This is a genomic window from Olleya aquimaris (assembly GCF_003259525.1).
GTDB lineage: Bacteria > Bacteroidota > Bacteroidia > Flavobacteriales > Flavobacteriaceae > Olleya > Olleya aquimaris.
This window is the reverse complement of the sequence record NZ_QLLO01000005.1, coordinates 277,779-292,567: the sequence shown is the minus strand read 5'-3', so window position 1 is coordinate 292,567 and position 14,789 is coordinate 277,779. Positions and strand designations below refer to the sequence as shown.

Below are 14,789 nucleotides of genomic sequence, written 5' to 3'. Positions count from 1 at the left end.
AACGGACAAGACCCAAGTATATTCACGGTAACCTACCACGAAACACAAGGCGAAGCAGACACTGCAACCAATGCATTAAGCAGTCCGTATACCAATACCAGTAACCCACAAACCATTTATGTAAATATTACCAATACAGTAACGGGTTGTGATACAACTACCAGCTTTAACATAGAAGTTCAGGAAGCTGCACAAGCCAATCCAGATATGGTACCAATTGTATATGAGATTTGTGATGACAATATGGAAACTGATGGCGATACGACCAACGATAGTGCTCAGTTTGATTTATTAACTCAAAACCCAGACGTACTAGACGGACAGGATCCAGCCAACTATATTGTTAGCTATTATGCAACACAAGCAGATGCAGATGCAGGTACCAATCCAATACCATTCTTGTATGAAAACACCACCAACCCACAAGTCATTTATGTCCGTGTGGATAACGACACGATGGTAGATGATGGTACAGGAATCATGGTAGACAGTTCTATCTGTTATGAAACCGCAGAGCTAACCTTACAAGTCAATCCATTACCAGAGTTTGATATAGACGACAGCTATTTACTATGTATTAATACTAACGGAACAGAAGTGGTTAATCCACCAGTAATTGACACAGGGTTAAACAGTACAGACTATACCTTTGAGTGGTTGTTAGAAGGTGTTACCCTTTCAGGAGAAACCGGAAGCAGTTTAATACCAACACAAGGCGGAAACTATACCGTAATTGTTACAGATGTAACTACAAGTAGTCAGACCATGTGTCAAAACTCAGACAGCACAGTAGTAGAAGAAAGCGAGCCACCAGTGGTAGACGCGGACGTTACTACCGAAGCCTTTGCAGACGTCCACAACATTTTAGTTACAGCAACCGGAAGCGGAGTCTCAGCTTACGAGTTTAGTTTAGATGATGGCGTATGGGAGTTAGGTGTATTAAATACAGACGGAAGCTATACTTATACCTTTACAGACGTAGCAGGAGGCGATCATATAATAACGGTAAGAGACATCAATGGATGTGGAGAAACCAGCATAGCAGTAACCGTAATGGACTACCCACACTTTTTTACACCAAACGATGATGGGTTTAATGACACATGGAACATCTACGGAATCCAGAACCAGCCAGATGCAGTTATTTATATCTTTGACCGTTATGGTAAGTTATTAAAGCAGTTAAGTCCAACCAGTCCAGGATGGGATGGAACCTTTAATGGTAACCCAATGCCAACTAGTGACTATTGGTTTACAGTAGAGTATAAAGAACCAAGCGACTTAACACAACAAAAGCAATTTAAAGCCCACTTTACCTTAAAACGATAAGTTAGAGCAGTTAAAATAATTAAACAAAAAAAAGCCTGAACGACACGTTTAGGCTTTTTTTAATGTAATAAAGAAGTATAGTTATTTTACTTCAAAAGTTAGTTTTAAGTTTACTCTAAACTCAGTGACTTCATCATTTTTAACAATAGCACTTTGTTCTTTGACATACACAGAGCGGATGTTGTTTACACTTTTAGAAGCTTGTTTTACTGCTTTTTTTGTCGCGTCTTCCCAACTTTTATCCGAATTGGATAAGACTTCAATTACTTTTAATACTGCCATAATAGTGGTTTTAAATTATTGTTTCTTCTTAAAATTACGAATATTAAAGTAAAAGCTAAGGATTAGAAACTTTAAATGTGTAAGAAAAATAGTTAAAGTGTCACTTTTAAAAGTTTAAACTATCCATTTATTGCTACTACAGAATTTACTTTACCTGCTAGCATTTCTTTTAACATGTTTTCAATACCGTTTTTTAAAGTAAAAGTAGAGGACGGACAACCACTACATGCACCTTGTAAAATTACTTTCACGGTTTTAGTAGTTTCATCGTAAGATTCAAATTGGATATTTCCACCATCACTAGCAACTGCAGGTTTAACGTATTCTTCTAAGATATTTACTATTTGTTTTGAAGTGTCATCTAGTGTTTCAAAATGTGCTTCTACTTTTTCTATTGACTTCTCAACAACCTCTGGTGCATTTGGAGAAACAATCTCTTTACCATCTTCAATATAAGATCTAATAAATTCTCTTAACTCTAATGAAATATCATCCCATTCTGCAATATCATATTTTGTAATAGAGACATAGTTTTCGTCAAAAAAGATACTTTTTACGAATGGAAAATGAAATAAAGCTGTCGCCATAGGTGAAGGTTTTGCTGTTTCAATTGAGGTAAACTCATAAGAAGCTGTAACTAGTTTTTTGTTGGCTACAAATTTTAAAACAGCAGGATTTGGCGTGCTTTCCGTGTAAACGGTAACTGCAATTTTTTTGTGTTCGGCTGTGTCATTTACAACTGTACCACCTTCGTTTAAGTAAGATTCTATCTGTTCAGCTACTTCAGATTTAACATCATTCCATTCAACAATATTAAAACGTTCAATAGCAATAAAGTTACTTGAGATATACACCTTTTTCACAAAAGGTAAATAAAACAATTGTTGAGCTAATGGTGAATCTTTAGCATCATCAATATTATTAAATTCAAAGCTCTGATGCTGAGTAATAAATTGATTAAGTTCAAATTTAATTATGGTTGGGTTTGAGGTTTCTTGAATTGAAACTTTAAAATTATTCATCTCACTATTTTTTTGCAAAAATACTAAAGAAAAGTATAGATATCTATTATATTTGAGCTTTATAAAAACTTCAATATTTAATTATTTTAGTTTTTCTGATAAAACATTTTTATCTTGAAAGCTTTAACTTTTAGGATTGAATTTATAAGTTGTAAATTTATATATTTGAAACTTGGTTATAATTTTTAATTAAAAAAAGAGTTATTAACCTGACAGCCTAGCTGTTTTTGACCAGTCTACCTCGAAATAAGAGATTATGAGATTAAAGAACATATTTTTAATAACAATTGTAGCCTTATTTAGTGCTCAATTTTCTACAGCCCAAGAAGGATTACCTATTTATTCAGATTACCTATCAGATAATTTATACTTGATACATCCCTCTATGGCTGGTGCAGCAAATTGTGCAAAGCTTAGGATTACAGGTAGACAACAATGGTTTGGAGATGATAATGCACCAAAATTAATAACTGCTAGTATTAATGGTAGAGTTGGAGACTCTCAATCTGGTATAGGAGCAATTGTCTACAGCGACAAAAATGGATACCACTCTCAAACAGGAGCTTATTTTACTTACGGATACCACTTAATGTTTTCTAGAAGTGAAACAGATTTAAATCAATTATCATTTGGTTTAAGTGCTGGTGCTATACAATACAAATTAGACGAGACTAGTTTTTTAGCTGATGGTTTTGACCCAATTATAGCTGGGATTGAACAATCTGCTACAAATTTTAATGTAGACTTAGGGTTTTCATATTTTTTATACAATTTTTATGCTCATGCAACTGTAAAAAATTTACTTAAAAATGATGGTATAAACTTTAACGAACAAGGTTTAAGTTATGATAATTTAAGAACTTACTTATTATCTGTAGGTAATACTTTTAGTAAGTATGGAAGTGATTGGAGCTTTGAACCATCTGCAATGTTTATGTACAGAGATGCTACAGAAGAAGCTTCTTTTGACATTAACTTAAAAGCTTACAAAACAGTTGATTTTGGTAAAATCTGGGGAGGGTTATCTTACAGACGATCTTTAGATGGAGCGGAGTTTGTTGATGGATCTGGTGTAAGTAGTCAAAAATTACAATACATTACACCTATATTGGGTGTTGAAGTTAATAATTTTGTGTTTGCGTATACGTACAGTTACCAAGCAAATTCTGTGGTATTTAACAATGGTGGATTCCATCAATTAACCTTAGGATATAACTTTAATTGTGGTAAAGCTAGATATAGCTGTAACTGTCCAGCAGTAAACTAATCATAAAATAAATTCATAAAAAAAGCCTCGCAATTTGCGAGGCTTTTTTTATGGATATAACTTTTTTCTTAATTATCAGTCTTTAACTCTTTGACATCAATACTTCCATCTGGAGAAATGACATAGTATTTGTGCTTAATTTCTGTTTTAACTTCAGGTTTTACTTCTTGCTCTTTTGGCTTTGGTGTAAAGTGTAATTTTATTTCCATTCCTATTTGTACCACAGGTTCTAATATGGATGGATTAACGACTATATCATAATTTTCATAAGATAAAGGTTGGTAATAATAAGAGGTTTGTTTTTTAGCTTCGGTAACTCCTTTGTCTTGTTTTAAAGCCTGAAATGAGATACTATTATAGGCTTGATAGTTTTGATAAAAATCTTTTGGGAAATAACAATATTTCTGATCAGCCATTATAGCATTATAATCTTTAAGGTTAAAGCCTAAAATATTATAATACTCTTTTTTTTCTGCTATAAGCGCTAATAATTTAGTTTGTAAATTTTTATAGACCTCTGCAATGTTTTCAATAAAATAATCCACTTTTACCAGGTTATAAATTTCATTTTTAGCACATGCAGTTAATATGTTTTCAAACTGTTGTGTTTTGGTAAATTGGATGTGGATATTCTGTTGTAATTCAAAACCCTTTGGGACTTCAGTGTAGGTTTTACTAAATAGCTTTTTAGTGACTTCTACTTCATAAACTGGTACAAACGAAATCACATCAATAACAATATCTTTTTCTAAAATTCCGTACTGTGCTAATTCTTTTTTAATTGCATTTATACGATTATTCATTAATAGATTGGTAGAATCTGCAGTTTTACCAATTTGCGAGACATTAAAAATAGCAGTGTAAGAACTAGCTCTTACATTTTGCAATGCTCTAACATCTATAATAATGGTGCTACTTGGAGTTAAATTAGGAGTCGCATGTTTAGGAGAATGTCCATAAACTATTGCATTTCCAGTAGCAATATTTTGCCTAGAAATGCCTTCATTATAATTACCTTTATGTTGTGCTTGAACACTAAAAGTGAGTAAAAAAAATAGATAAGCGAATGTTGTGTGTTTCATGTTTTTTAAATTTTGTTTTGGTAAACCTAGAAGCATCTTATTTAAAACAAAACTCAAAATGAGGGAACTATTTATATAAATGAGTGTGGTTGTATTGTAAATGAGTAAAGCCCACTATTTGCTTTTATTTTAATGCTTAAATAAGAAAATCTCATTTTATTTAATGATTTAAAGTGCGTAAGTTTATGTTTTAGAATTTTATAAATGAAACACCTACAGTTACTATTTACACTTTTTATATGTCTTTTTGTGCAACAATCATTGTACGCACAAGAACAGTTAAATGATTCAAAAAGTGAAACATTTACCGTTAAAGGATTGGTGAGAGAAAGTGATAATAACGACCCAATTTCAGATGTTAATATACAAGTAAATGGTGGCTCTTATACTAGTACCAATATTGGTGGAGAGTTTAGAATTGATGTTAGAATAGGTGACGAGATTATGATAAGTCACAAAGATTTTGAAACTATTTATTATAAAGTAAAATCTGATGAGGATATAAGAGTAGAAGTAGAGCCTCTTGTAGATAGATCTTACATTTATAAAAATAAAGCCAAAGAAAACAGCTTTGAAAGTGCTATAGATTCTGCTTTGTTCTACAAGAAAATTTCTGCTGAAAAAAGTATTCAATTTATAACAGAAAGTATACCTAAAAGCACCTCTGTTAAACAAAATGCAGAAGCTTTTGAAGTGTTAGCAGATGTCTATATGCATTGGAAACAGTATGATTTAGCAGTTACCAATTACAGAATAAGTCTAAACAATGTAAAGTCTAACGATGTTAATTTAAAATTAGCAAAAGCCTATTATAATAATAAAAATTATCAAGAAAGTTTAGCAATTTACAACAGTTTAAAATCAGAAAGTTTATCTAACTGGCAAAATGTATTGAGACAAGAAGGGTTGGGTGATGTGTACGTTAAAACCAACCAAAATAAAAAAGCAACAACCGCTTACAAAGAAGGATTAAAAGTTGCAACAGTAAATAATATTCAGTCAAAAATAACAGATTTAAACTCTAAATTAGGTGAGGTTTATAATGAAGAAGGAGAAAAAGAAATGGCTGAAGACTTACTGGAAAACTCAGTAGTTTTAGCTGCTAAAGAAAATAAAACTAGAGAGGTCGAGCAGAAGGTGAAATTTGCGGATTTTCAGAATGTAAACCGCTCGTATGATGCAGAAATACAAACCAGAAAAGAGATTATTAAAGATATTGATGCTATAGAAAAAGATTCTATTATTGATAACGAAAGTGCTATAACCAAACAAAAACAAAACTATAAAATTGGTAATGCATATTATCTTCAAAAAGATTATGAGGAAGCCATTCCTTATTTAGAAAAAAGTATTGCTGAAGCAGATAAACGTGAAGATTTAATAGTCAAAAAAGATGCTACTAAAAAAATATCTGATGTGTATTTGGAAGCAGGAAATATTGATAAAGCACGTTTGGCTTTTGAAGAATACACCAAAACAGTAGATGAGTTATATAATAAAAAGGAACAAGAAATAGCACAAGCAGCCAGGTTTAACAAGCGTATTGCAGAAAAGCAAAACAGAATAAACTCTTTAGAAACAGACAGAAAGTTAACCTTGAGTCAAGTCGAATTGTCTGACGAGAAAAACAAACGCCAACAACTGATTATCTATTCTTTAATTGGAGGCTTATTGCTATTAGCATTAACCGCCCACTTAATGTATAAATACATCAAACAGCAAAAGTTAGCAAATAATTTATTGGCTTTAAAATCTTTACGTAGTCAAATGAATCCGCATTTTATTTTCAATGCATTAAACTCTGTAAACAGTTTTATAGCTACTAATGACGAGCGAACAGCTAACAAATATCTATCAGATTTTTCAAAGCTTATGCGAGCAGTTTTAGAAAACTCTGAAGAAGATTTTATTCCCTTAGAGAAAGAGATAGAATTAATAGAATTATATACCAAATTAGAGCATTTTAGATTTAAAGATAAGTTTGATTATACCATTGAGGTTGATAATACTATAGATGTAGACGCCTATAAAATACCACCAATGTTACTGCAGCCTTATATAGAAAATGCAGTGTGGCATGGGTTGCGTTACAAAGAAGAAAAAGGATTGTTAGCTATTTCAATCTCCAAAAAGCGTATTGGCGAAATTGAAATTACAATTGCAGATAACGGAATAGGACGAAAAAAATCAAAAAGTTTAAAGACCGAAAATCAACAAAAACACAACTCTAAAGGGTTAGGAAACATTAAAAAACGGGTGTCTATTTTAAATGAAATGTATAAAGATAAAGTAGATGTCTTTATTGATGATAACGGAAACCAAGGTGATGTTGGGACCAAGGTTGTGGTGACTTTGAAAAAGGATTAAAAAATAAATTTGTCATGCTGAGCGCAGTCGAAGCATATCTATAAAAAGTATATTAACAATTACATTCCTAATTTACATAGGAAAAGATTATGAAACTAAACGCAATATTAGTAGAAGACGAAGAAAACAGCAGATTAATTTTAAAAAATTATCTTGCTAAATACTGTCCTAATGTCAATATTTTAGGAGAAGCTTCAAATATTAACGAAGGATTAGAGCTGATTAGAAACTTAGATTTAGACCTTGTATTTCTGGATGTAGAGATGCCTTATGGCAATGCATTTGATTTGTTAGACAAAGTAGGTGATCGCGATTTTGAAACCGTATTTGTAACTGCTTATAATAACTATGCGATGGATGCGCTTAATGCGCACGCTTCTTATTATTTAATGAAGCCAATAGACATTGACGAGCTCATAAAAGCTGTAGATTACGTCATGGAAATTAAAACTAAAGAAGACGCGTTACAGGACCAAGTACTCATTCCAAAAACCAATAATGTAGAAGGTAAAATAACCATTCCGCAACAAGACGGTTTTGAGGTTTTAAATACCAAAGACATACTGTATTGCAAAGCAGACGATAACTATACAGAGATTTATTTAAACAATAGTAAGAAAAAGCTAGTCAGTAAAACCCTTAAATATTTTGAAGATGCCTTAACACCTTCTGGATTTGCACGAGTACATAAAAGTTATTTAGTAAACGTGGGTGAAGTTGTTAAATACATTAAAGGAAAAGGTGGAAGTGTAATACTAAGTAATGGTAAAGAAATTATGGTGTCAGCTTCCAAAAAATCAGATTTACTATCTTATTTTAACTAAAATTCCTGCGTAAATCAGGAATCTTACTATTAATAAGCAAAGCGAGTAGTTATAATACAAAGTAATTAAAATCGTAATTCATAATTCATAATTCAAACCATGCCTATCATAAAACCCGTAAACGGTAAATCACCACAAATTTCAGAAGATTGTTATATAGCAGAAAACGCTACTATTGTTGGCGATGTCCAAGTAGGTAAACAATGTAGTATTTGGTTTAATGCAGTTTTACGTGGTGACGTACACTATATTAAATTAGGAAATAAAGTTAATGTCCAAGATGGCGCAATAGTCCATTGCACTTACCAAAAATACCCAACTAATATTGGTAACAACGTGTCTATTGGTCATAATGCCATAGTCCATGGTTGTACAATACATGATAATGTTTTGATAGGTATGGGAAGCATCGTTATGGATAATTGTGTAGTAGAAAGTAATAGCATAGTAGCAGCAGGAGCAGTAGTAACACAAAATACTATTGTAGAATCCGGAAGCATTTACGCAGGTGTCCCAGCTAAAAAAGTGAAAGACATTAGTAAAGAATTAATCCATGGAGAAATTAACCGTATAGCTGAAAACTACGTTAAGTACTCTAGCTGGTTTAAAGAATAAAAAGTATTATTTACGGTAATTTATAGGTCTGTCTTCGTAAAAGTTATCAAAAGTTTTATCGGTTTCATAATGGTCTTTAAGCACTTTGTAAACCATGACACCAACTAAAACTTGTCCTAAAACAGTTAAATAAAATACCCAATTAAATGGCATATCCAAAGCGACCATAATGGTAATGGTAACTAAAAGTAGTGTTGTAATAGCTACCCAAAACATAACTGGAATTTTCATAGTAAATTTTTATTCAATTTACTTATTATCAGTGGTTTACAGCGTTAATAAAATTATAAAATATTAATTTTAACTACTAATCCTTCATTACCTCTAATGTTACAAACTGTATCATCTTCAAAAATTAGATACTGACCTTTTATTCCTTTTAAAATACCTATATAATGTTGTGCTTTTTCAAAGTTCAACGATTTAGGTTTTTTGGGATATTGTAAAACTGGAAACTGGATATTGGTTTCTTGGTTATCCTCAATAAAATACGGTTTAGCTTCATCTGGAATGTATTGTTTTAATTTATCACGCCATTCAACTAAATTTTCATCAACAATATCATTTTTTAACATGGTGCGCCAATTGGTTTTATCACCAACGTAATCTTTTAAAGCAACCTCTGTTATTCCTGCTAAATAACGGTTAGGGACTTCTACAATTTCTATAGCTTCATGTGCACCTTGATCTATCCATCGTGTAGGAACTTGACTTTTTCTAGTAACACCTACTTTAATATTGCTAGAATTGGCAAGATATACAATGTGTGGTTGTAGCTGTACTTGTTTTTCGTAGGCTAAATCTCTGTCTTCCACATCTAAATGTGCTTGACTTAATTCAGGTTTCATAATCCAATCTGCAGCTTGCGGAATGTCAAAAAAACAGCTTCTGCAAAATCCTTGACGATAAATAGGTTTGTCCAAATGACAGTTTAAACATTCATGACCTACAAAAGTAAACTCTAATGTTTTGTCTAATAATTGATTAAGATTTATAAAATCATTTTTAAAGACTAGATAATAAGAAATAGGCTCTAAAAATTCGGTTTGCATTTTTGTTAAAACACCTTGGTAGGTCATAAAAAAAAGTATTATTTTTAAAACTTAAAGATACAAATAACTATGCCAATTCCTCTTGTTAATTCTATTGCCTCTTGGTTTTTAAAGAAGCGATTTCATCAAATTGAGCTGTTTTTAAAGTACCCAAACGAGGTACAGCAGGAGTTGTTATTTAGCTTAATAGATATAGCAAAAGATACCGAAATAGGCAAAAAACATGAGTTTTCTTCAATAAAAAGCTATGCAACATTTGCAGAGCGTGTACCAATTACAACCTATGAAGATTGTCAAGCAAATATAGAACGAAGCAGAAAAGGCGAAAACAATATTTTTTGGCCCAAACCTATTAAATGGTTTGCAAAATCTAGCGGAACAACTAGTGCAAAAAGTAAATTTATTCCAGTAAGCATTGATAGTTTAGAAGATTGCCACTACGCAGCAAGTAAAGACTTATTGTGTATGTACTTAAATAATAATCAAGACTCACAGCTATTTACAGGTAAAAGTTTACGTCTTGGAGGAAGTAAAGAATTGTACAAAGAAAACGGAACCGTTTTTGGAGATTTAAGTGCCATTTTAATAGATAATATGCCATTTTGGGCAGAATTTAGTAGTACACCAAGTAGCAAAGTGTCTTTAATGAGCGAGTGGGAAACTAAAATGGCTGCAATTGTTAACGAGACCATAAATGAAAACGTTACCAGTCTTGCAGGTGTACCAAGTTGGATGTTGGTATTACTAAATAATATTTTAGATAAAACCGAAAAAACTAATTTGTTTGAGGTTTGGCCTAACTTAGAAGTCTATTTTCATGGAGGCGTAAGTTTTAATCCTTACATAGAGCAATACCGAAATATATTACCAAAAAAAGATTTTAAATACTACGAAACTTATAATGCATCCGAAGGGTTTTTTGCCATTCAGGATCAAAATTATTCTGGTGACTTATTGTTAATGTTAGACTATGGTATTTTTTATGAGTTTATCCCAATGGATACTTACGGATCTAAAGACCAAAAAATTATTCCACTTAGCGAAGTAGAACTTAATAAAAATTATGCAGTAGTCATTACGACTAATGCTGGATTATGGCGTTACAAAATAGGTGATACTGTAAGATTTGTATCGATTAGTCCATACAGAATTAAAGTGTCTGGTCGTACAAAACACCATATAAATGTTTTTGGTGAAGAATTAATTATTGAAAATGCTGAAGATGCATTAAAAAAGGTTTGTAAAAAAACAAAATCAGAAATTGTAGATTACACAGCAGCTCCAATATTTATGGAGGGTAAAGAAAAAGGTGCTCATGAATGGTTAATAGAATTTAAAACTCCACCAAAAGATTTAAATTATTTTAACGAGTTATTTGATAATGCGTTAAAGAGTTTAAATTCAGATTATGAAGCTAAGCGTTATAATAATATGACACTAAATAAGCCTAAAATTAATGTGGCAAGAGAGCAATTGTTTTATGACTGGTTGAAACAAAACAACAAATTAGGAGGACAACATAAAGTGCCTAGATTATCTAATACTAGACAATATTTAGACGATTTATTAGCTTTAAATAAATAACGGGATTACCGTTCGTCGAGTTTTTTTATTCAATTTGAAAGATTATTATCGTTTAAACGTAAATTCAATAGTTTAAATTAAAACAGCCTTTTTAGGTAAAATTAAATATTCAATACAAAGGGGTTTTTCTTAAAAAATATTTAATGCAATCCTGCATATTGTTATGATTGTTGAAAAATAACAGGCAAAACATTGATTTTTTCTAGTTTTCGACAAAATGCATTTCTCATATCGATTATTATGGCAATTCATCTAATTCTTATGCTGTAAACCCGTCATTCCTATATATTTACAGAGTATTAATTCATTTTAAAGCCCTTAATTATGAAGTCATTGTATGTATGTATCGTGTTTTTTATAACACATCTTTCTTTTTCTCAAGATACAGCCGAATATATAGAAGATTCTAACCCTATAGAATCTAATGTTGAAGTTATTGGAAACAATGGATATAGCTTTGTGACGTTAGATACAGGTATCAATACTAAATTTTCAGAATTTGGTTCTGGATTTTTCATGAATAAATTTATTATGGTTTCTGCAAAAAAACTAGGTGGACTTGCAAAAACAGATAAAACAACAGATGAAGGGTATCGTAATTTATTTTGCGTAGATATTAATAAAGATGGAACTTTAGATAACCCAATATTATTTTCTAGATTAATCAATACCTTAGATAACGAGGATCAAGTTACGTTTTTACCAGATGGACAAACCATGTATTTTACAAGAAGTACAGAGGAAGGATCTGCTATATACAAATTATATAAAACAACTTTAGAAAAAAACTCTAAAGGTAATTGGCTAGAACAACAACTATTAGATATTAATGTTGAAGGGTATTCTATCGAGAATCCTTTTGTAAATCCTAATGGTGATAAATTATATTTTTCTTCTAATAAACCAGGTGGTTTTGGAGGTTATGATTTATACGTTGCTAGAATTAGACCAGATGGGACGTTGTATGATGCTGTAAATTTAGGAGACCAAATTAATACTGCAGAAGATGATAAATATCCATCAATTTCTAAAGACGGAAAACAAATTTACTTCTCGTCAAAAGGACATGCTAATATTGGAGGATTTGATATTTTTACTAGTAGAATAAGAAGATCAGGATACAGTCAACCAGTTAATTTAGGAAGCACTATTAATACACAGTATGATGAGGTTGCATTCTTTTTAGCATCTAGATCAAGAGGTTACTTGTCTTCAGATAAGTCCTTAGGAAAAGGGAGATATGATATTTATAAGTTTAATATGGAAGTGGTAGCACAACAGTTAAAAGGTGTTATTGTTGACAGCGAAACTAAAATACCATTACCTAATGCAAAAATTACATTATTTAACGACGAAGGACAGCCAGTTGCTGTTGTAAATTCTGATGATGAAGCTAGATATAATTTTGAAATTTTACCTTTTGAGAATTATACTATAACTGCAACAAAAGATGGTTTTGAAGAAAATAAAATCTCGTTTATAGCAGATAATGTTAATCAAACAGAATATAATGAGAATTTAGAATTAGTTGCTGAAAAAGCTGTTATAGCAGATGTTGAAGAAAAGAAAATGATTGTGGTTAACAACATCTATTTTGATTACAACAGAGCAACTATTAAAGACGAGTCTCAGATATCACTTAATAGTATAGCTGTAGTATTAAGAGAACATCCAGAGATGAAAATACAAATTAATGCACACACAGATAATAGAGGTAATAATGCTTACAACTTAAGACTATCTAAACTGCGTGCAGCATCTGCAATGAATTACTTAATCTCTAAAGGTGTCGATAAAAACCGTTTACTATCTAATGGATATGGAGAAACACAACCATTATTTGATTGTAAATCTAAATGTACTGAAGAACAACATCAAGCTAACAGACGTGTAGAGTTTGTAATTATGGAGTAAAAAACCTGAGTATTTATTTGGAAGTCAGGCAATTATTACATATATTAGTGAAGCTATTAATCTGACTTAAGGGAAAGTCATATTGAAATTAATCAAAAAAAACCACTTTAAACAATTTGTATAAAGTGGTTTTTTTATTGGTAAAATTTAAGTGCTTGATTCTTGTGTTTAAGACACAGCTTTTAATTTTTTAAGAGTCGTTTTACTTAGCTTTTGCTCTGCATAAGCTTTAGTAACACTTAATTTTTTTGTATCACTTCCTGGTAATTCAAACATGGCATCTGTTAAAATTTCCTCACACAGACTTCTTAATCCACGTGCACCTAATTTATATTCAATAGCTTTTTCTACAATATAGTCTAAAGCACCATCAGTGATGTTAAGCTCTATCTCGTCCATTTCAAACAACTTTTTATATTGTTTGATAATAGCATTTTTAGGCTCTGTTAAAATAGCTCTTAGTGTGTTAGCATCTAATGGATCCATGTAGGTCAACACAGGTAAACGACCAATAATTTCTGGTATTAAACCAAAATCTTTTAAATCTTTTGGAATAATGTATTGTAATAAATTATCATGGTCTACAACATCTTCTTTAATAGAAGCGCTGTAACCAATAGCTTGCATATTTAAACGTTTAGAAATCACACGTTCTATACCATCAAAAGCACCACCTGCAATAAATAAAATATTTTCTGTATTTACCTCAATAAATTTTTGATCTGGATGCTTACGTCCACCTTTTGGTGGAACATTAACCACAGTACCTTCTAATAGTTTTAGTAAGGCTTGTTGTACACCTTCTCCAGAAACATCTCTAGTTATGGATGGGTTGTCACTTTTACGTGCAATTTTATCAATCTCATCTATAAATACAATTCCTTTTTCGGCTTTATCTAAATTGTAGTCTGCAGCTTGTAGTAAACGTGTTAAAATACTTTCTACATCTTCACCTACATAACCCGCTTCTGTTAATACTGTTGCATCTACTATAGCTAAAGGTACGTTAAGCATTTTAGCAATGGTTTTAGCCATTAACGTTTTTCCGGTACCTGTTTGACCAACCATAATGATGTTAGATTTTTGAATTTCTATATCATCATGAGTAGCTGGTTGAAGCAAACGCTTATAGTGGTTGTATACTGCAACCGACATGACTTTTTTGGTGTGCTCTTGGCCAATTATATATTCGTCTAAAAAGGACTTAATTTTTTGCGGCTTTTTCAGCATTAATTCGGCAGACAAGTCTTTAGAATCTTCTTCTTTAGATTCTTCAACTACAATACCATGTGCTTGCTGGATACATCTGTCACAAATATGTGCATCTAAACCAGCAATTAATAAATTGGTTTCAGGCTTTTTTCTTCCACAAAATGAACATTCTAACTCTTCCTTTGCCATCTGTTTTGTTTAATTTGAGACATTAAAATGAAAATCCGAATTGAGTTTTC

Annotated in this window: 13 protein-coding genes; 7 read left to right on the top strand and 6 right to left on the bottom strand. The window is 31.5% G+C overall.

The annotated features are described in order from the left end of the window. Nucleotides 1-1,329: T9SS type B sorting domain-containing protein (locus LY08_RS13640; RefSeq protein ID WP_146603208.1), on the top strand; the 1,329-nt coding region annotated here is incomplete at its 5' end. 81 nt (nucleotides 1,330-1,410) lie between these two features. Here LY08_RS13640 and LY08_RS09270 read toward each other — a convergent pair. Together LY08_RS09270 and LY08_RS09265 are read right to left on the bottom strand one after the other, a co-directional pair. After that, entirely contained in the window at nucleotides 1,411-1,611 is a 201-nt protein-coding gene (locus LY08_RS09270) for a dodecin family protein (protein ID WP_111660170.1), read from the bottom strand. Nucleotides 1,612-1,730: 119 nt separating this feature from the next. Further along, entirely contained in the window at nucleotides 1,731-2,633 is a 903-nt protein-coding gene (locus tag LY08_RS09265; protein WP_111660169.1) for a NifU family protein, read from the bottom strand. 256 nt (nucleotides 2,634-2,889) lie between these two features. Between LY08_RS09265 and LY08_RS09260 the strand changes: the two genes are divergently transcribed. Further along, on the top strand, nucleotides 2,890-3,900 hold the full coding sequence (locus tag LY08_RS09260; protein WP_111660168.1) for a PorP/SprF family type IX secretion system membrane protein: 1,011 nt from the start codon (nucleotides 2,890-2,892) through the stop codon (nucleotides 3,898-3,900). A gap of 68 nt (nucleotides 3,901-3,968) precedes the next feature. Here the strand turns inward: LY08_RS09260 and LY08_RS09255 are convergent, their stop codons facing one another. Continuing rightward, the gene (locus tag LY08_RS09255) at nucleotides 3,969-4,982 is read right to left on the bottom strand and encodes an SIMPL domain-containing protein (protein ID WP_111660179.1); all 1,014 of its coding nucleotides are present in this window, start codon (nucleotides 4,980-4,982) and stop codon (nucleotides 3,969-3,971) included. A gap of 204 nt (nucleotides 4,983-5,186) precedes the next feature. Between LY08_RS09255 and LY08_RS09250 the strand changes: the two genes are divergently transcribed. The 3 genes from LY08_RS09250 to LY08_RS09240 all read left to right on the top strand — a co-directional run bounded on the left by LY08_RS09250 (nucleotide 5,187) and on the right by LY08_RS09240 (nucleotide 8,788). Further along, entirely contained in the window at nucleotides 5,187-7,349 is a 2,163-nt protein-coding gene (locus LY08_RS09250) for a tetratricopeptide repeat-containing sensor histidine kinase (RefSeq protein ID WP_111660167.1), read from the top strand. Between the two features lie 89 nt (nucleotides 7,350-7,438). Continuing rightward, nucleotides 7,439-8,173, top strand: coding sequence for a LytR/AlgR family response regulator transcription factor (locus LY08_RS09245; RefSeq protein WP_111660166.1), 735 nt, complete (start codon nucleotides 7,439-7,441; stop codon nucleotides 8,171-8,173). Nucleotides 8,174-8,272: 99 nt separating this feature from the next. Then, nucleotides 8,273-8,788: a gamma carbonic anhydrase family protein gene (locus LY08_RS09240; RefSeq protein WP_111660165.1), complete on the top strand. Its 516-nt coding sequence runs from the start codon at nucleotides 8,273-8,275 to the stop codon at nucleotides 8,786-8,788. 6 nt (nucleotides 8,789-8,794) lie between these two features. On the opposite strand, the gene LY08_RS09235 is transcribed toward LY08_RS09240, so the two are convergent. Next, complete coding sequence (locus LY08_RS09235; RefSeq protein WP_111660164.1) at nucleotides 8,795-9,019, bottom strand: hypothetical protein; 225 nt, start codon at nucleotides 9,017-9,019, stop codon at nucleotides 8,795-8,797. Nucleotides 9,020-9,072: 53 nt separating this feature from the next. After that, complete coding sequence (locus LY08_RS09230; protein ID WP_111660163.1) at nucleotides 9,073-9,867, bottom strand: DUF2797 domain-containing protein; 795 nt, start codon at nucleotides 9,865-9,867, stop codon at nucleotides 9,073-9,075. A gap of 42 nt (nucleotides 9,868-9,909) precedes the next feature. Here LY08_RS09230 and LY08_RS09225 point away from each other — a divergent pair, with 42 nt between their 5' ends. Both LY08_RS09225 and LY08_RS09220 read left to right on the top strand, forming a co-directional pair. After that, entirely contained in the window at nucleotides 9,910-11,424 is a 1,515-nt protein-coding gene (locus LY08_RS09225) for a GH3 auxin-responsive promoter family protein (protein WP_111660162.1), read from the top strand. 324 nt (nucleotides 11,425-11,748) lie between these two features. After that, on the top strand, nucleotides 11,749-13,338 hold the full coding sequence (locus LY08_RS09220) for an OmpA family protein (protein ID WP_111660161.1): 1,590 nt from the start codon (nucleotides 11,749-11,751) through the stop codon (nucleotides 13,336-13,338). Nucleotides 13,339-13,506: 168 nt separating this feature from the next. On the opposite strand, the gene clpX is transcribed toward LY08_RS09220, so the two are convergent. Next, nucleotides 13,507-14,739 (bottom strand): ATP-dependent Clp protease ATP-binding subunit ClpX, encoded by a 1,233-nt coding sequence (gene clpX, locus LY08_RS09215; protein ID WP_111660160.1) that lies wholly within the window; start codon nucleotides 14,737-14,739, stop codon nucleotides 13,507-13,509. Between the last annotated feature and the right edge of the window lie 50 nt (nucleotides 14,740-14,789).